18 protein-coding genes are annotated in these 16,295 nt (G+C 62.6%); 16 read left to right on the forward strand and 2 right to left on the reverse strand.

The features are described from left to right. Nucleotides 1-111: 111 nt before the first annotated feature. Genes KBX14_RS04130 through KBX14_RS04140 form a run of 3 tightly spaced genes read left to right on the forward strand, consistent with a single transcriptional unit; the run spans nt 112 to nt 2,105 of the window. Nucleotides 112-447: a hypothetical protein gene (locus KBX14_RS04130; RefSeq protein WP_070975820.1), complete on the forward strand. Its 336-nt coding sequence runs from the start codon at nt 112-114 to the stop codon at nt 445-447. After that, complete coding sequence (locus tag KBX14_RS04135) at nt 441-1,799, forward strand: hypothetical protein (RefSeq protein ID WP_256041888.1); 1,359 nt, start codon at nt 441-443, stop codon at nt 1,797-1,799. The genes KBX14_RS04130 and KBX14_RS04135 overlap by 7 nt, the downstream gene beginning before the upstream one ends. After that, a complete protein-coding gene (locus KBX14_RS04140; RefSeq protein WP_070363048.1) occupies nt 1,800-2,105 on the forward strand; it encodes a hypothetical protein in 306 nt (101 codons plus the stop codon). On the opposite strand, the gene KBX14_RS04145 is transcribed toward KBX14_RS04140, so the two are convergent. After that, complete coding sequence (locus KBX14_RS04145) at nt 2,094-2,948, reverse strand: dienelactone hydrolase family protein (RefSeq protein ID WP_256041889.1); 855 nt, start codon at nt 2,946-2,948, stop codon at nt 2,094-2,096. The genes KBX14_RS04140 and KBX14_RS04145 overlap by 12 nt on opposite strands. A 128-nt stretch (nt 2,949-3,076) precedes the next feature. On the opposite strand from KBX14_RS04145, the gene KBX14_RS04150 reads away from it, so the two are divergent. The 10 genes from KBX14_RS04150 to KBX14_RS04195 all read left to right on the forward strand — a co-directional run bounded on the left by KBX14_RS04150 (nt 3,077) and on the right by KBX14_RS04195 (nt 11,586). After that, nucleotides 3,077-3,736: a GAP family protein gene (locus KBX14_RS04150; RefSeq protein ID WP_256041890.1), complete on the forward strand. Its 660-nt coding sequence runs from the start codon at nt 3,077-3,079 to the stop codon at nt 3,734-3,736. Nucleotides 3,737-3,756: 20 nt separating this feature from the next. Then, a complete protein-coding gene (alr, locus tag KBX14_RS04155; RefSeq protein WP_083290813.1) occupies nt 3,757-5,304 on the forward strand; it encodes an alanine racemase in 1,548 nt (515 codons plus the stop codon). A gap of 20 nt (nt 5,305-5,324) precedes the next feature. Beyond that, entirely contained in the window at nt 5,325-5,825 is a 501-nt protein-coding gene (locus KBX14_RS04160) for a hypothetical protein (protein WP_070363044.1), read from the forward strand. Continuing rightward, complete coding sequence (gene tsaB, locus KBX14_RS04165) at nt 5,825-6,493, forward strand: tRNA (adenosine(37)-N6)-threonylcarbamoyltransferase complex dimerization subunit type 1 TsaB (protein WP_256041891.1); 669 nt, start codon at nt 5,825-5,827, stop codon at nt 6,491-6,493. Before KBX14_RS04160 ends, tsaB begins: the two co-directional genes overlap by 1 nt. After that, entirely contained in the window at nt 6,490-6,963 is a 474-nt protein-coding gene (gene rimI, locus KBX14_RS04170; RefSeq protein WP_256041892.1) for a ribosomal protein S18-alanine N-acetyltransferase, read from the forward strand. The genes tsaB and rimI overlap by 4 nt, the downstream gene beginning before the upstream one ends. Continuing rightward, on the forward strand, nt 6,960-8,012 hold the full coding sequence (gene tsaD, locus KBX14_RS04175; protein ID WP_256041893.1) for a tRNA (adenosine(37)-N6)-threonylcarbamoyltransferase complex transferase subunit TsaD: 1,053 nt from the start codon (nt 6,960-6,962) through the stop codon (nt 8,010-8,012). Before rimI ends, tsaD begins: the two co-directional genes overlap by 4 nt. Before the next feature lie 166 nt (nt 8,013-8,178). Next, the gene (groES, locus tag KBX14_RS04180; RefSeq protein ID WP_070363040.1) at nt 8,179-8,478 is read left to right on the forward strand and encodes a co-chaperone GroES; all 300 of its coding nucleotides are present in this window, start codon (nt 8,179-8,181) and stop codon (nt 8,476-8,478) included. Nucleotides 8,479-8,499: 21 nt separating this feature from the next. Then, nucleotides 8,500-10,110 (forward strand): chaperonin GroEL, encoded by a 1,611-nt coding sequence (groL, locus tag KBX14_RS04185; protein ID WP_070477601.1) that lies wholly within the window; start codon nt 8,500-8,502, stop codon nt 10,108-10,110. Between the two features lie 136 nt (nt 10,111-10,246). Further along, on the forward strand, nt 10,247-10,831 hold the full coding sequence (gene shbA / locus KBX14_RS04190; RefSeq protein ID WP_070477602.1) for an RNA polymerase sigma factor ShbA: 585 nt from the start codon (nt 10,247-10,249) through the stop codon (nt 10,829-10,831). Beyond that, complete coding sequence (locus KBX14_RS04195) at nt 10,828-11,586, forward strand: hypothetical protein (protein WP_256041894.1); 759 nt, start codon at nt 10,828-10,830, stop codon at nt 11,584-11,586. The genes shbA and KBX14_RS04195 overlap by 4 nt, the downstream gene beginning before the upstream one ends. On the opposite strand, the gene KBX14_RS04200 is transcribed toward KBX14_RS04195, so the two are convergent. Next, complete coding sequence (locus KBX14_RS04200; protein ID WP_070363036.1) at nt 11,583-12,005, reverse strand: DUF5319 domain-containing protein; 423 nt, start codon at nt 12,003-12,005, stop codon at nt 11,583-11,585. The genes KBX14_RS04195 and KBX14_RS04200 overlap by 4 nt on opposite strands. A gap of 104 nt (nt 12,006-12,109) precedes the next feature. On the opposite strand from KBX14_RS04200, the gene guaB reads away from it, so the two are divergent. The 3 genes from guaB to KBX14_RS04215 are packed head-to-tail and all read left to right on the forward strand — an operon-like array spanning nt 12,110 to nt 16,141. Next, complete coding sequence (gene guaB, locus KBX14_RS04205) at nt 12,110-13,633, forward strand: IMP dehydrogenase (RefSeq protein WP_070363035.1); 1,524 nt, start codon at nt 12,110-12,112, stop codon at nt 13,631-13,633. 36 nt (nt 13,634-13,669) lie between these two features. Next, nucleotides 13,670-14,824, forward strand: coding sequence for a GuaB3 family IMP dehydrogenase-related protein (locus KBX14_RS04210; RefSeq protein ID WP_070363034.1), 1,155 nt, complete (start codon nt 13,670-13,672; stop codon nt 14,822-14,824). Nucleotides 14,825-14,848: 24 nt separating this feature from the next. Then, a complete protein-coding gene (locus KBX14_RS04215) occupies nt 14,849-16,141 on the forward strand; it encodes a PAS domain-containing protein (RefSeq protein WP_070477610.1) in 1,293 nt (430 codons plus the stop codon). Nucleotides 16,142-16,295: the final 154 nt, after the last annotated feature.

Raw genomic sequence — 16,295 nt, forward strand, 5'->3', positions numbered from 1 at the left:
AAGAAATTTGGCCTCGCGGGGAACCGCGGGGCCGTTGGGGGAGTCTAACTAAGAGAAGTAGTTAGAACTGTCGGTGGTGAGCCGACGTGGATTTTGGGGGAAATTTTGAACATGGTGAACACGGTAAACACTGTGCACAACAAGGGCGTCAGCCTCAACGTTGACGCGGTGCGGTCATATTTTGCCGACGCCATCTCCGCCTACGAAGACACCGCCACGGACTTCGCCCGCCAGCAACCAGACCTGGGCGCGGACGACTTCGGTGCCGGTTTTGCCTTGCAGGGCCAGCGCATCACGGCGGCGGTGCAGGCGGTCTATGCGGACTCGCTCCGGTTGTTGCAGGAGCGAACGCAGCAGTGGGAGGGGATTCGTAGCCTTGCCCAGGAGGTCCGTGACGCTGACGAGGACGCCACCGATGGCATTTCGGGGGTGGGTTCCGCATGGTAACCAGCGACGTTGTCGAACAAGGGGTGCAGCGCTTCTCTCAGTCAGTTGCGACGGCCCCAGCCCTGGAGGGGCCTGAGCGTGACCAATTGCAGGCACTAGCGAAGGAAGTCATTCGGGAGCTGCAGGCCACCCGCTGCCAGGACCTACGCGGCTTCCACCAGGTCGGTGTCTCGCTGTCACAGTTCAATTGTGACGCCGTGGGCTACAGGTTTTCGTTGAAGGCGCCTTGCCAGGATACGCCGGGCAGTAAAGAGTGGTTTGAGCAGATCGGCGTGGGGTCGCGGGAGCGATGCTCGGCAGATTCGGAGACGCAGCACTTTACACGCCTAAATGAGCTGGGAAGCTCGATTACCTCGTGCTGCAGCGCTATAGATGACGTCAAGAAGACGTCCAACCTGGCGGTGGAACAGTTCGTGGTCCTTGCGCACTCGCACCTTGAGATACTTGCGAAGCTTGGAATCGCCACTCTGATTCGCCCATTGGTGCAGGTCGTAATTGATGCGATGCGGCAGGCGAGCCAGACAGCGAAAGAATGCAACGTGGCTGTCGCTGAGTGCCTCGATGCGATCGCGGTGTGCGTGGAGGAAGCACAACAGCCTTGCAGTCAGGCGCCCGGCGGAAAGCCAGCTGGAAGTGCGCCTGCTGCGGTGCCAGCGACGGCGGCGCACGCAGCCGGAAGCACCTCGACCGCCAGCGCGAGTGTTGCCGCGCCGCCTTCCGCCCCAGCACCAGCACCAGTGCCTGCCCCTGCTCCTGTGCCGCCGACACCGCCGCAGCCGTGCGAGCGCCTTGTTTCTCTGGAGAGCGTCGGCACGCAGTCCGCGTCAGCGGCGCTGGCAGGTGCGGCAGGGATCAACGTGGCCTTTAACTTCGACGTCGATGTGCATGTTAACGCGCCCATCGAGGCCGTGACACGCGACGCAGCGGCGTTGTTCGCACCGGTACAGGAGCAGTGCGACGCTGCGCAGGCGTTCACGGGCGCGTTTGCACAAACGGGCGCGGCCGTCGTCATTGAAAGCATCAACGTCTTTGCAGCAAATATCGACGCGGCCTGGCAGTGCGCGACGGAGGCTGTGGAGGCGCCGTGTGACGTCGCGGAACCAACACCACCGGCACCGCCGGCACCCGAGCCCGCTCCTGCGCCGGAGCCTGCACCGGCAGTCGACGAAAACGGTGTGTTCGTGCCACCTGAGCAACTCGGCGAGGTGGAGCAGCCACCAGTGCCGACCGAAAAGCAAGCGATGACGGCACCGGCGGCAGCAGAGACGTCATCAGAACAACACGCTGAGCAGCAGCCAGTAGATACAGACCCGGCTGATGCTTGGGGCGTCAAGAAATTGGGGGAATGGTAAATGGATTTTTCAAGGTTTGCAGCAGAGTACCGTCAGCGCACGGCGATGCGGATGGAGAACTTTGAAAAGATGATCGCTGAGCACCATCGCCAAATGGAGATGATGCTTACCGAGCAGCGAAGGGCCGCCGCGCTTGGCTACAAACGCCAACCTGTTGTCATTCCACAGGGCGGCGAGCGGTTGTTCCCATTTCGCCGCCCGCCGCAGGGCGGAATCGCGTCGATCCGTACCGAGGCACGCCCCAACGCCCCGGAGGCACAGGGGGAGATGAAGCGTGCTGGTCAGCCCGGCACGTTAGAAGAATGAGAAGAGGCTGTCATCCTTGGTGAGGCCCGCCAGCTCAGCGAGGTCCTCACCGGTAAAGGACGTCACGTTCTTGCCTTCGGCGTCCGGCTCGGAGTAGGAGGAGTACTTCTTCTCCCCGGCTAGCTGGTGCAGGAGGAACCCGGTGAGTAGGCCGCGCACTGTGGTCTGCAGGGAGGCGCTCGACTTACCCAGGCCGAGCAGACGCTTGGTTAGCGTGTCCTCCGAGAAGCTCTGTTGCTCGCCTTTCTTGACGCTGCGGTAGGCCACCTCGCCTGCCCAGTTGTATGCGAGCTTGGCGGGGTTGCCTGGATCGAAGAGCGAGTCACCGTCCTCGCCGGGGCCGATGATGAGCCCTGGGCGAAGCGCGCGGCGAGCCGCCTCTACTGCGGAGGGCGCCACGTTCGCTGGATAAATTGCGGCGACTGCCTGCACCTTCGGGTTTTCTACCGCGGTGAGTACGGCAGCGCCGCCGCCCATGCCGTGGCCAACGACGCCGAGGCGCTGTGGGTGGATGCTAATCTTGCCGTTCCCGAGGCGCACCCCAGTCAGGATTTGCAGGGCGGTTTCTAAATCGGCGGCGAAGCCAGCGTGGTCGGGGCGCCACCCCTTTTCTGTATCTGGCGCAGCGACCGCAATGCCCCAACTGGCCAGGTGGCGAAGTGTGCCGTGGTAGTCGTCGACACTCTGGCGCCAGTCGTGGCCGAAGGCGACGGCAGGGAGGTTCTTGCCCTCTGCAGGCGTGTACACCTTGCCCGGCAACCCGGTGTACCCGAGATCGCCCTCTAGCACCTTGTGTGGGCCTCGTTTGGACAGTTCAGCTAACTTCTTCAATTTCGCAGACACGCAACCTACCCTACTTGAATTCTGCAGTACTGAAATAGCGCTTCAGCGTTTTTGTGGTTTAGGGTTAGGGGCCAGATCGAGAGACGGCCGAGATTCCGCCTGATGGAGCCACGCGAAAGGAGCGAGACATGCTTGGAGCGTTGTCCTTTGCGTTTATTGATTCCATCAACGTGTTGTTGATCGGGGTTATCGTGGCAGTCGGGGTGGTTGCCTCCCAAGCGAAACGGCAGTATGCGAAGATCACGGCGCTGCTCATTGCTGGCGACTGGCTTGGGGTGGCGAGTCTCGCGGCGGTGATGTTGTTCGTATTCGATGGCCTCGGTCCGGTGGTGCAAACGTTTGTCGAGGGGCCCATTTTCGGGTGGCTCCTCATCGCTACTGGTCTCCTGACCACGGTGCTGGCGCTGCGTGAGGGAGATAACCACGCGTTGATTGAACGGGTGATGCGCCCGCTGCGAGCACCCAATGCGCTGACGGTGCTGACGGGGTTTGTGCTGGGGATCGTCCAATCGGCGACGTCGATGCCGTTCTTTGGTGGCCTTGCGGTGCTGTCTGCGACGGGCATCGATACGACGAAGAAGTACAGCTTCCTGGTGCTCTATGCCACGGTCGCGCTGTCTCTGCCAACGCTGTGCGCCCTGCTGGTCGGCTGGGTGCGGGCGAAGCCCGACTCGGTTGCTGGGCGAGGTTTCGCGTGGGCGCGCTCACACCCGGATACGGTTGGTTTGACCGCGACGTGGGCGGTATCGCTGCTGCTGGGTGTAGTCGGCGTGGCGCATTTGCTGTGATCGTTGTTCAATAGATGCCCATGAACGCTTTAAAACTTCGCATTGACCTGGCGGCGATTGCCCACAACACGAGGCAGATGCGCCGTCAGGCTGGTGGCGCGCGTTTGATGTGCGTGGTGAAGGCGGATGCCTATAACCACGGCGCGGCGAAGTGCGTCCCCATCATGGAGGCGAACGGTGCGGATGCGTTCGGCTGCGCGACGATCGCGGAGGCGGCTAGTGTGGCGAAGCTGACGTCGAAACCCGTGATGGCGTGGCTGTGGGCTCCGGGGGAGGAGCTGGTGGAGGGCATTGAGATGGGTGTGCCGAGTCTTGCGCACCTGCGCGCGCTTATTGACGCCCCCTTCGTCCCCACCGTGCATCTGATGATCGACACGGGGATGAACCGCTCGGGCGTAGATGAGGAACAGTGGCCGGAGCTGTTCGCGATGGCCGCCGAGGCGCAACAGGCCGGTCAGATCCGTGTGGCCGGGCTGATGAGCCATTTTGCGTGCGCGGATAACCCAGCGGACCCGTACACGGACCGGCAGCTGGCGACGTTCCGTGAAGCGCTCAACCAGGCGCACGAGGCGGGGCTAGAGGACCTGGTGAACCACGTGGCGAACTCGCCGGCGACGTGGACGAGGGACGACGCCCGCTTTGAACAGATCCGTCCCGGGATTGGCCTGTACGGGTTGGAAGCAATCGACGGCACCGACAACGGGCTGCGGCCCGCGATGAGCTGGGTCGCAACAGTGACCGCGGTCAAACCGATCCGCGCGGGGGATCCGGTGAGCTACTCAGGGACATGGACTGCGCCCGAGGACGGGTTTACCGCCGTGGTGCCCGCCGGCTACGCGGACGGCGTGATGCGCATCTGGCAGGACCGGATGGACGTCACCATTGACGGAGCCCGCTACCCCCAGGTGGGTCGGGTGTGCATGGATCAGATTGTGGTGTGGCTGGGCGCAAACGAAGCCGGTGTCGCGCCGGGCGATGAAGCGGTACTTTTTGGCGCCGGCGGCGTGAGTGCGGACGAGTTCGCGCTGCGGGCGAACACCATTCACTACGAGGTGCTGTGTGCACCGAAAGGACGGACAGTGCGGGAGTACGGCGGCAGGCGTGTCTGCGAGACGCGCGAGGAAACGCAAGCGTTGGGGCGTGAGCTGGGGGAGACCTTGCGCGCCGGGGACGTGGTGATTCTCGACGGCCCGCTCGGCGCCGGGAAAACCACGCTGACGCAGGGCATTGCCGAAGGGATGCAGGTCAAGGGGCGTGTGACGAGCCCAACCTTCACCATCGCCAGGGAACACCGCGCGAAGGAGGCGGAGGGGGCGTCGTTAATTCATGTCGATGCCTACCGCCTGTTGGGGGAGGGCAGCTCTGGCGACCCGCTGGGTGAGCTCGATGCTCTCGACCTTGAGTCGGAGCTCGACCGCAGCGTCGTGGTGGCCGAGTGGGGTGGTGATCTCGCAGCTCACATCGCCAGTGAATACCTTTTGGTCACCATTGACCGCACCACGCTCGTGGAGCAAGACGAAGACAGTGAGGGCCGCATCATCACATGGCGGTGGGTGCACACAGAATAGGAAGATGTAGGCTGTAGGCCATGCTGAAGCTGAACAATACTAGCCGTGGTTGGGTCGCTATTGCGTGTGCACTGTGGGTGATTGTGCTCGTTGCTCTAATTTTCATCCCACTGACCAAGCCGTCCCCAATGGCGGCTGCGACGCCAACGAATTCTCTTTCCCGCTCCCTTGAAGAGGTCAAGCCTGGTGGCGAAGCCGTTGCGGGCCAGCTCATCGACCTGACTCGCGTCTACGACAAGGACTACATCGGGTTCACCACGCTGTGCCCGAACGAGCCGGACCAGCTGCTGCTGAGCAAGCTGCAGGCGCTGAACCTTGACCAGGACCGCTTCGATTTCTCCGGCGACTGGGGTTACATGCTGCTGTTCGACGAGGACCAGAACGCGGAGATCGACCTGGACAAGGTGGAGCTTTCCAAGGTGAACATCTGCTCCATCCCGCAGTCGGAGATGTTCCCGATGAACACGCCGCTGCCGTTCCACAAGGACGGTAACGGCTGGGTCATGGGAGTAGCGGCGTAATGCTGACGCTGGCGCTCGATACCGCCACGCACGACCTCGTTGTCGGCGTGGGCGAGCAGCAGTCGCGCCGCGTGGATGCACAGCGGGTAATCAGAACCCGCTCGCATAACGAACTTTTGGTCCCCACTGTCAACGAACTACTGGCGGAAGCGGGCTGCACCTACGGTGCGCTCGAAGCCGTCGTTGTTGGCGTGGGGCCTGGCCCGTTTACGGGGCTTCGCGTAGGCATGGCCGCCGCGTCCGCCTTCGGGCAGGCGCTGGGTGTGCCGGTGTACGGGGTCTGCACCCACGACGCCATCGCCGCGGAAGCCGGGGACACCACCGGGAAAAGCGTGCTAGTGGTCACTGATGCGCGCCGCCGCGAGGTGTACTGGAGCCTCTACCGTGACGGACAGCGCGTCGACGGCCCACACGTCAGCGCAGCCAGCGCGATCGACGTTGAGGGTGACGCCGTTGACATGCTCGTCGTCCCGGACGCGCTGCGTGAGACTGTGACGGTCGCGGCTGGTGAGGTACACGATCTCGCGCCGGGGGTGCGCGGTCTGCTGGCTGCGTGCGATCCATCGGATACGCCGGAGCCACTCACACCGCTGTACTTGCGCCGCCCGGACGCAGTCCCGCCGAAGCCGCGCCCGCGCTCTGCTGCGCTGCCGGACATCAAACTGTGAATATCCGGGAGCTCACACCCAGCGACGCTGACGCAGTCGCAGCGTTGGAGGCGGTGCTGTTCGCTGGCGAGACCCCGTGGTCGCGGGAGGTGCTGCTGACGCAGTTCGCGCAGCCGTACACGTTTTACATCGGTGCTTTCGACGACAAGGGCGCACTGCTGGGGTATGCGGGCCTTGCGATGCTGGGGCCGCGCAACGACCCGGAGTTCGAAATTCACACCATCGGCGTCGCGCCCGAGGTGCAGCGCCGCGGGGTGGGCAGGGAGCTGATGGACCAGCTCGTCCACACCGCCGACCTTCTCGACGGCCCGATGTTCCTCGAGGTGCGCACCGACAACTCCGCGGCGCTTGGCATGTATGAGCGCTACGGCTTTTCTGTCGTTGGCACCCGAAAGAATTACTATCAACCTTCTGGCGCGGACGCGTTTTCCATGATGCGTCCGCGGAAGAGCGAAAGGGAGCAGGCATGATTGTTGCCGGGATTGAGTCATCGTGCGACGAGACGGCCGTTGGCATTGTCGACGTCCACTCCGACGGCACCATGGAGATCCTTGCGAACCAGGTGGCGTCTTCGATGGAGCAGCACGCACGCTTTGGTGGCGTGGTGCCCGAGATCGCGTCGCGTGCCCACCTTGAGGCGATGCCACAAGTGATGGCCGCGGCAATGGAAGAGGCCGGTATCGATGCCCCGGACGTGGTTGCGGCGACGATCGGGCCTGGTCTTGCCGGCGCGCTGCTGGTCGGCGCGTCCGCTGCGAAGGCCTACGCGGCGGCGTGGGGTGTGCCGTTTTACGCCGTGAACCACTTGGGTGGGCACGTGGCGGTGGCGAACCTGGAGGGCCAGGAGCGGCTCCCGCACTCGGTGGCACTGCTGGTCTCTGGTGGGCATACGCAGTTGTTGGAGGTTGAGGCCGTCGGCAAGCCGATGCGCGAGCTTGGCTCCACCCTTGATGACGCCGCCGGCGAGGCCTACGACAAGGTCTCGCGCCTGCTTGGGCTTGGCTACCCGGGCGGCCCGGTCATCGACCGCTTGGCGGCGAAGGGTAACCCGGATGCGATTCCGTTCCCGCGCGCGCTCAGTAAGGCCGACGATCTGCGGGGCGAGCACCGCTTCGACTTCTCGTTCTCCGGCTTGAAGACTGCCGTGGCGCGCTACGTGGAAAAGGCGGAGCGCGAAGGCTGGGTGGTCAACGTGGAGGACGTGTGCGCGTCGTTCCAGGAGGCGGTGTGTGACGTGCTCGTGCGCAAGGCGCTGCTGGCACTGGAGGAGACCGGTGCGAAGACGCTGTTGCTCGGCGGCGGGGTGGCGGCGAACAGTCGCCTGCGAGGACTTGCCCAAGAACGTTGCGAGAAGGCTGGCGTGGAGCTGCGTGTACCGCGCTTCGGGCTGTGCACCGATAACGGCGTGATGATCGCGGCGTTGGCGGGCCAGCTCATCCATGAGGGGGCCAAGCCTTCGGAGCTGTCCGTGGCGACGGATACGTCGTTGGAAGTGGAGATCCCGCTCGTTCACCAGTAAAGATTGGTGAGTGTCGTCACAATGTTGAGTGTTAGCACTCGCAGGGGTAGAGTGCTAACAAGGTTGTGGAGAGCGCAGTTGTACACCCGCGACGACGGCTGGGCCTTCAAATAACCGCAAAACTACTGAACTGATAGATACAACATTGAAGGAAGGCGTTCAGATCATGGCAAACGTCAACATCAAGCCACTGGAAGACAAGGTTCTGGTACAGATCGCTGAGGCGGAGACCACGACGGCATCCGGCCTGGTTATCCCTGATTCCGCTGCTGAGAAGCCACAGGAGGCAGTTGTTATCGCTGTCGGCCCTGGCCGCTTGGATGAGCAGGGCAAGCGCATTGCTGTCGACGTCAACGAGGGCGACACCGTGATCTTCTCCAAGTACGGCGGCACCGAGCTGAAGTACAACGGTGAAGAGTACTTGCTGCTTTCCGCTCGCGACCTGCTGGCCGTCGTCGAAAAGTAATTGAAGGGGGCGTAGCCACCAATGGCAAAACTTATTGCATTTCATCAGGAGGCCCGCGAAGGCATCAAGAAGGGCGTTGACACTTTGGCGGATACCGTCAAGGTCACTCTTGGCCCGCGTGGCCGAAACGTTGTGCTTTCGAAGTCGTGGGGTGGCCCGACCGTTACCAACGACGGTGTGACGATCGCCCGCGACATCGACCTCGAGGAGCCGTTTGAGAACCTCGGTGCGCAGCTGGTGAAATCCGTCGCAGTGAAGACGAACGACATCGCCGGTGACGGCACCACGACCGCGACGCTGCTCGCGCAGGCGCTGGTCACCGAGGGGCTGCGCAACGTCGCTGCTGGTGCGAACCCGATCCAGCTCAACAAGGGCATCCAGGCTGCGGCCGAGAAGGTCATCGAGGAGCTGAAGTCGCGTGCGACGGAGGTTTCTTCGTCCGCCGAGATCGCCAACGTTGCCACCGTTTCCTCCCGCGACCCTGAGGTCGGCGAGATGGTTGCCGGTGCGATGGACAAGGTCGGCAAGGACGGCGTCGTCACCGTCGAGGAGTCCCAGACGATCGACTCGTTCGTCGACGTCACCGAGGGTGTCTCCTTCGACAAGGGCTTCCTCTCGCCGTACTTTATGACGGACCCTGACGCCGGCCAGGCGGTGCTGGAAAACGCCCGCGTGCTGCTGGTCCGTAACAAGATTTCCTCGCTGCCGGACTTCCTTCCGCTGCTGGAAAAGGTTGCGGAGGCATCCGTCCCGCTGCTGATCATCGCCGAGGACGTCGACGGTGAGCCGCTGCAGACGCTCGTGGTGAACACGCTGCGCAAGTCCCTGAAGGTTGTCGCCGTGAAGTCGCCGTACTTCGGCGAGCGCCGCAAGGCCTTTATGGATGATTTGGCTGTAGTGACCAATGCGACGGTCATCGACCCTGAGGTTGGCATGGCGCTCAAGGACGCCACGCTGGATGACCTTGGCTCGGTGCGCCGCGTCACCGTGACCAAGGACGACACCGTGCTTGTCGACGGCGCCGGTTCCGCTGAGGACGTCGAGGAGCGTCGCAACCAGATCCGCCGCGACATCGAGGCGACGGACTCCACCTGGGACAAGGAGAAGATGGAGGAGCGCCTGGCGAAGCTGTCGGGTGGCGTCGCCGTCATCCGCGTAGGTGCCGCGACTGAGACCGAGGTCAACGAGCGCAAGCTGCGCGTCGAGGACGCCATCAACGCTGCCCGCGCGGCAGTCGAAGAGGGCATCATCGCCGGTGGCGGTTCCGCACTGGTCCAGATCGCACGCGACCTGGAGGAATACGCGGAGACCTTCGAGGGCGAGCAGAAGACTGGCGTGTTGGCGGTTGCCCGCGCGCTGGTGAAGCCGGCGTTCTGGATTGCGGACAACGCTGGGCTGGACGGCTCAGTTGTTGTGTCGAAGATCGCAGACATGGCGAACGACGAAGGCTTCAACGCCGCAACGATGGAGTACGGCAACCTGGTTGAGCAGGGCATCATTGACCCTGTGAAGGTGACACACTCCGCTGTTGTCAACGCTTGCTCGGTAGCCCGCATGGTGCTGACCACGGAGGTTTCTGTGGTGAACAAGCCGGAAGAAGTTGAGGAACACGCACACGGTCACGCGCACTAATTAGTGTTTGTGACGAGGGGAGCCCGGACGGATACATGCCGTTCGGGCTTTTGCGTGCCTGATGGGTCAGGCTTTGGGAATGGCATGCTCGGCGCTGTACCCTTAGGCGATACTGGAAAGGAGTCGGGCGTCGCGTATGAGCGGTATAGATACTGATGACGTGAATGCGCAGCTTGCGCAACTGCTGCCTGCTGCACAGTCCGGTGATGATCGGGCGACGCAGCGCGTCGTGGCGCTCATTTATCCATTTGTGCTGCGCTACGCCCGCGCCCGCATTGGCGGTGGGCGCACCCCGACCCCGGAAGACGTCACTCAGGACGTGTGCTTTGCGGTAGTCAAGGCGCTCAGTACCTATAAGGACCAGGGCAAGCCATTCATGGCATTCGTGTACGGGATTGCATTTAATAAGGTGACGGATGCGCACCGCAGCTATGCGCGAGACCGAATGCTGCCCACCGAAGATATCCCCGATGGGGTATCGCAAGAGGCGGATCCAGAGGGATATGCGCTGGATGTCGACGCGAGTAACAAAATGCGCGAGCTGCTCGATGTACTCAATGAGAAAGCGCGAAATATCATTATTCTTCGCGTATTTGTTGGCCTTTCGGCGGAAGAAACAGCAGAGATTGTTGGCGGGACAGCTGGGTCGGTTCGTGTCTCACAGCACCGTGCCCTGGCTCGCCTGCGTGAGGCCCTTGAAGAAGAGGAGTCTGCGAAATGACACGTGATGCTCACCGTATCCCGCAGTTTGATGAGCTGTTGGCGGATGACGCCCTGTTGACCAAAGCGTCACGTGGAGAGGACCCTAGCGACGGCACCGATCCGCTTTTGGGCCTGATGGGTGCGCTGCGCGAGGACGTCGAGCGTCCGATGCCGGAGCCGCCATACATAGCGCCCGTGGCGGCGCCTGCGCGCAAGCAGATGAACCCGTGGCTCAGTGGGCTTGTGGGCGCGGCAGCAGCCACCGCAATCGTTGCTGGAAGTGGGGCAGTGTTGTACAACGCGACTCCTGATTCCCCTCTGTGGCCAGTAGCCTCAACCGTGTTTGGGGAGCGTGCGTCGGTCATGGAGCTTGCGAGCACGCTCGACGAGATGGAAGTAGCCAGCGATGAGGGTAACGGCGACGCTGTGCGTGCCCTGGTGCTGCAGGCCAAGGCGTTGCTTGACTCCATGGATGCGAAGAAGACGCAAGGGTCTGAGCCCACGGTGGCGTCGACAATCCCTGAGGTGGCGGTGACGCGCACCGTGACTGTGACGGTGACACCTGAGCCGCGCGAACCGGTGACGGTGACGCAGGTGGTCACGGAGCAGCCTGCCGTCGAGCAGCATTCCTCCGCGCAGCCGACAGTGAGTGCGGAACCGAGCGGTGCGCACGTGCCGGCTACTACAGGCAAGGACGCCGCGCCGGAATCGCCAGTGGCGACGACCTCCCCCAAGCCGGTTGAGCCCCCGGCGTCAGCCTCGCCGCAGCACTAGCGCCCGGCGGACTCGATGCCGTCCATGTACCCCAGCGCGTAATCCCACGTGACATAGGCGTTGACGTCCGGGTTAGCGCTTGGTTCGTGGACGGGCGGCAGCGCGTTGTTGAGCGTGGAGATCATGTTTTGCTCCATGATGTCCCAGTCGTAGTAGTGCGTCTGCTCGCAGTCTTCACACATGAAGAAGATCCCGAGGATGCCGCGGGGGCGCAGGATACGTTGTGCGTCGCGGACGTGGGCGAGGTCGTGAATGATCGCCTGCCGCTCCTCGCTGCTTAAGGGCTCCGGCTGTTCGTCGTCCTCGATGAACGATGCCGGGTCGTTCGGGTCGTTTGCGAACGGGTCGAGTGGCATCATGTCGTCGTAATTCACACCGATCAGCCTATTGTGTGGGGAGTAGCAAGGCCAATTAGCCATGTGCGTTGGGATTTTTCGACGCCGCTGTGTGTCGTGTCGCGCGACGTTATATCATGGCTGAAAACCAATGTCGGGTACACCGCGCGCGGAAGGAGAAGTTGTCAATGGCAAACGAGCGAGTTCTTACAGGTGGGGATGACCCGCACAAGGTTGCACTGCGGGGCTTGACCTTTGATGATGTGCTGCTGCTGCCAGCCGAGTCTCACATTGTGCCGGCCGAAGTGAGCACGAGCTCGCAGTTCAGCCGCAACATCAAGCTGGGTATCCCGATCGCATCGGCTGCGATGGATACGGTCACGGAGTCGCGGATGGCGATCGCGATGGCGCGCCAGGGTGGCATTGGCGTGCTCCACCGTAACCTGAGCGCTCAGGACCAGGCGGAGCAGGTTGACATCGTAAAGCGTTCTGAGTCCGGCATGGTCACCAACCCGGTGACCGCCACACCAGACATGACGATTCGTGACGTCGACGCGCTGTGCGGCCGCTTCCACATCTCGGGCCTGCCGGTGATCGACGCCGACGAGCGCCTGGTGGGCATCATCACCAACCGCGATATGCGCTTCGAGCCGGACTACGACCGCAAGGTCGCAGAGGTGATGACACCGATGCCGCTGGTTGTGGCGGATGAGGGCGTCGATAAGCAGGAGGCACTCGCGCTGCTGTCGGCGAACAAGGTGGAGAAGCTGCCGATCGTGGACAAGGCAGGCAAGCTGGTTGGCCTGATCACGGTGAAGGACTTCGTGAAGAGCGAGCAGTACCCGAACGCGTCGAAGGACTCGAACGGCCGTCTGCTTGTTGCCGCTGGTATCGGCACTGGTGAAGAGTCCTACGAGCGTGCCGCGCTGCTCGTTGAGGCGGGTGTCGACGCCCTCGTCGTCGACTCTGCGCACGCACATAACAACCGCGTGCTGGAGATGGTGTCCCGTGTGAAGAAGGACTTCGGCGACCGCGTTGACGTCGTCGGCGGCAACCTGGCAACGCGCGAAGCCGCGCAGGCCATGATCGATGCCGGTGCGGACGCGATCAAGGTTGGCATCGGTCCTGGCTCCATTTGCACCACCCGCGTTGTTGCGGGCGTCGGAGCACCACAGATCACGTCCATCCTGGAGGCTTCCGTACCTGCTCACAAGGCCGGAGTACCGATCATCGCAGACGGTGGCATGCAGTTCTCCGGCGACGTTGCTAAGGCCCTCGCCGCTGGCGCATCGACCGTCATGCTCGGCTCCATGCTCGCAGGCACCACTGAGGCACCCGGTGACGTCGTGGTTGTTGGGGGTAAGCAGTACAAGCGCTACCGCGGCATGGGCTCGATGGGCGCGATGCAGGGCCGTGGCCTGACCGGCGAAAAGCGCTCCTTCTCCAAGGACCGCTACTTCCAGGCAGACGTCACCAGCGAAGACAAGCTGGTGCCGGAGGGCGTCGAGGGCCGCGTTCCGTTCCGCGGAGATATCGACGCCATCACCCACCAGATCGTCGGTGGTCTGCGCGCCGCGATGGGCTACACCGGCTCCGCCTCGATCGCAGAACTGCAGACGAAGCAGTTCGTCCAAATCACCACGGCTGGCTTGCGCGAATCGCACCCGCATGACATCACGCAAACGGTTGCAGCGCCGAACTACCACAACTAATCCTTTCTGACTGGCTCCTGAAGGAGAGAACCTGACATGCGTGAATATGTAGAAATTGGCATCGGACGCGAAGCCCGCAAGGCCTACGACCTTGACGATCTGACCCTGGTTCCGACGCGGCGCACCCGCTCGTCGAAGGACGTCAACACGGAGTGGCACATCGACGCCTACTCCTTTGACATGCCGCTCGTATCCCACCCGACCGATGCCCTAGCGAGCCCCGAGTTCGCCATCGAGATGGGTAAGCAGGGTGGACTTGCGGTGCTCAACGCCGAGGGCATCCTGGGCCGCCACGCGAACTTCGAAGAGGCGATCAACGAGGTCTGCGGGCAGGCGCCAAATCCCAAGGACCTCGAGCAGGAGAACTACCACGAGATTCCTAGCAAGATTGCCAAGGCTACGGCAACGCTGCAGAAACTCCATCAGGCCCCAATTAATTTGGACGTGTTGAGCGAGCGCATTGCGCAGGTCCGCGCGTCGGGCGCGACCGTCGCTGTGCGCGTGAGCCCGCAAAACGTGCGCGAGCTTGCTCCGGCAGTGATCAAGGCCGGTGCAGAGATCCTGTTCGTGCAGGGCACGTTGATTTCCGCCGAGCACGTGCAGCCCGGTGGGGAACCGCTGAACTTGAAGGAGTTCATCGGCTCCCTCGACGTTCCGGTCATCGCAGGTGGCGTCTTCGACTACACGACGGCCACGCACCTGATGCGTGCTGGCGCAGCCGGCGTGATTGTTGGTTCGGGTCGCTCCTCTTCCGGCCTGGCGCTGGACGTTCCTCTCGCAACTGCGATTGCCGACGTGGCTGCGGCTCGCCGCGACTACTTGGACGAGACCGGTGGCCGTTATGTCCACGTCATCGCTGATTCGGCACCGTCGAACGCCGGAGACATCGCGTTGGCACTCGCCATGGGCGCCGACGCCGTCATGGTAGGCAGTCTGTTCGCGAAGGCGAACGAGGCCGCTGCTGGCGGCGCGTACTGGGAACCGGCGGCTGCGCACCCGCGCTTCCCGCGCGGCGAGGTTGCCAACTGGGAGTTCGGCGATCGTCTTCCGCTGTCTGAGATTTTGTTCGGTCCATCGAGCGATTCGGGCGCTGCCACGAACTTAGTGGGCGGTTTGCGCCGTATTATGGCGAAATGTGGGTACACTGATCTCAAGTCGTTCCAAAAGGTCGACGTGACCGTCCGCCCGTAAACAGATTGACCTAATATATCGAATATGGCCTACGAAGTAGTTATTAAACGAGATGCCCCTGACGGCCCACACCACGAGGTTGATGTCAACCACATCTTCTTCTCGGTGACGGACAGCAAGGGCATTATGACCCATGTCAATGAGGTCTTTATTCACTACGCGCAGTATCCCGAAGTCGAGATGATCGGGAAGCCACACAATCTCATTCGCCATATTGAGATGCCTGGTGGCGCGTTCAAGCTGATGTGGGACGTCATTGAGGACGGCCGACCGTTCGCAGGCTATGTCCGTAACCGCGCAAAGAGCGGCTCTGCGTACGACGTGTTTGCTACCGTGACGCCTCTGCCAAATGGCGACTACCTCTCGGTGCGCACCCGCCCGATGACCGAACTGTTCAAGGTCGTCGGCGACGTGTACCAAGCGGTGAACGACGTTGAGTGGAAGGCGCGCCACGAGGGCGTTGGCCGTCGCCGCCGTGCAGAGCTTGGCTTGGACAAGCTGCAGGAGCTTGTGCCTGATTACGACGCCTTCGTTGCCGAAGCGCTGCCGGCCGAGGTGCTGGCGCGTGAGGAAGCGGGCTTCGACCTTCCAGAGGGCACCGGCGAGGTGTACGAGGCCACTAAGCGCCTCTACCGCGAGCTGGACCGCTTCATGGAAATCCAGTCCTCCATTAAGGAAGCCGCCGAAGAACTGGCAAAGGCCAGCCAGACTTTGGTGGAAGAAAACGCTGTGACCAACAGTGTGAAGGGCGAGATGGAAAACGTCATGGCGGAGGGCGCTGCCCGTACGCTGTTGCTTGCACCGCTGCAGGTGTGGGCAACGATGCGTGGCATCATCGACGAGAACGCGCAGTCGCTCAACGAGGTGGCTGGCGAGTTGGCGAAGAAGGCGGCGTCCGCGCGTATGGCGATTGCGCTGGCTCGTCTGCATACTGCGCAGACCGCGATTTTCTCCCTTGAGGCGAACCGCGGCGAGGTGCTCTCTATGCTGTTCGACGCCCTCGAGGTGGACGTGAAGCAGATGGACGACGCAGTCTTCCTGCACTCCTCCCTGGCGAACCGCGTGGACCTGAAGGTGAACTCGATTTCCGAGCTGACCAAGATGCCGCTCGAGATGATTCGTCGCTGGTCCCAGACCACGGCGCAGGAGCCGTTCGGCGAGAACATCGAGCCGCTTGTTGCTCAGGTGCACCGCGCTATCCAGGCTGCTGATAACTCTATCGAGCGCCTGCACGCTTCCTCGCAGAAGCTGGGCTCCGACCCGGCGATTGACGGGGTGCACGATGCGCTGGAGAACCTGCGTGCGCTGCTGAAGTAGTCTGTTGTAACGCCGCAACGCTGAAGACACCACCTGCCTGGCGGGTGGTGTTTTGTTGTTTCGAAGGGATTCCCGCACCAGATTCCAGTATTTCGGCCGGGTGCATTGGTGTTTCCCCAGGTCCCGAATTGTGCGCGCGGGAATGTGGTGCGCA

The organism is Corynebacterium sp. CCUG 61414, assembly GCF_024453945.1.
GTDB lineage: Bacteria > Actinomycetota > Actinomycetes > Mycobacteriales > Mycobacteriaceae > Corynebacterium > Corynebacterium pseudogenitalium.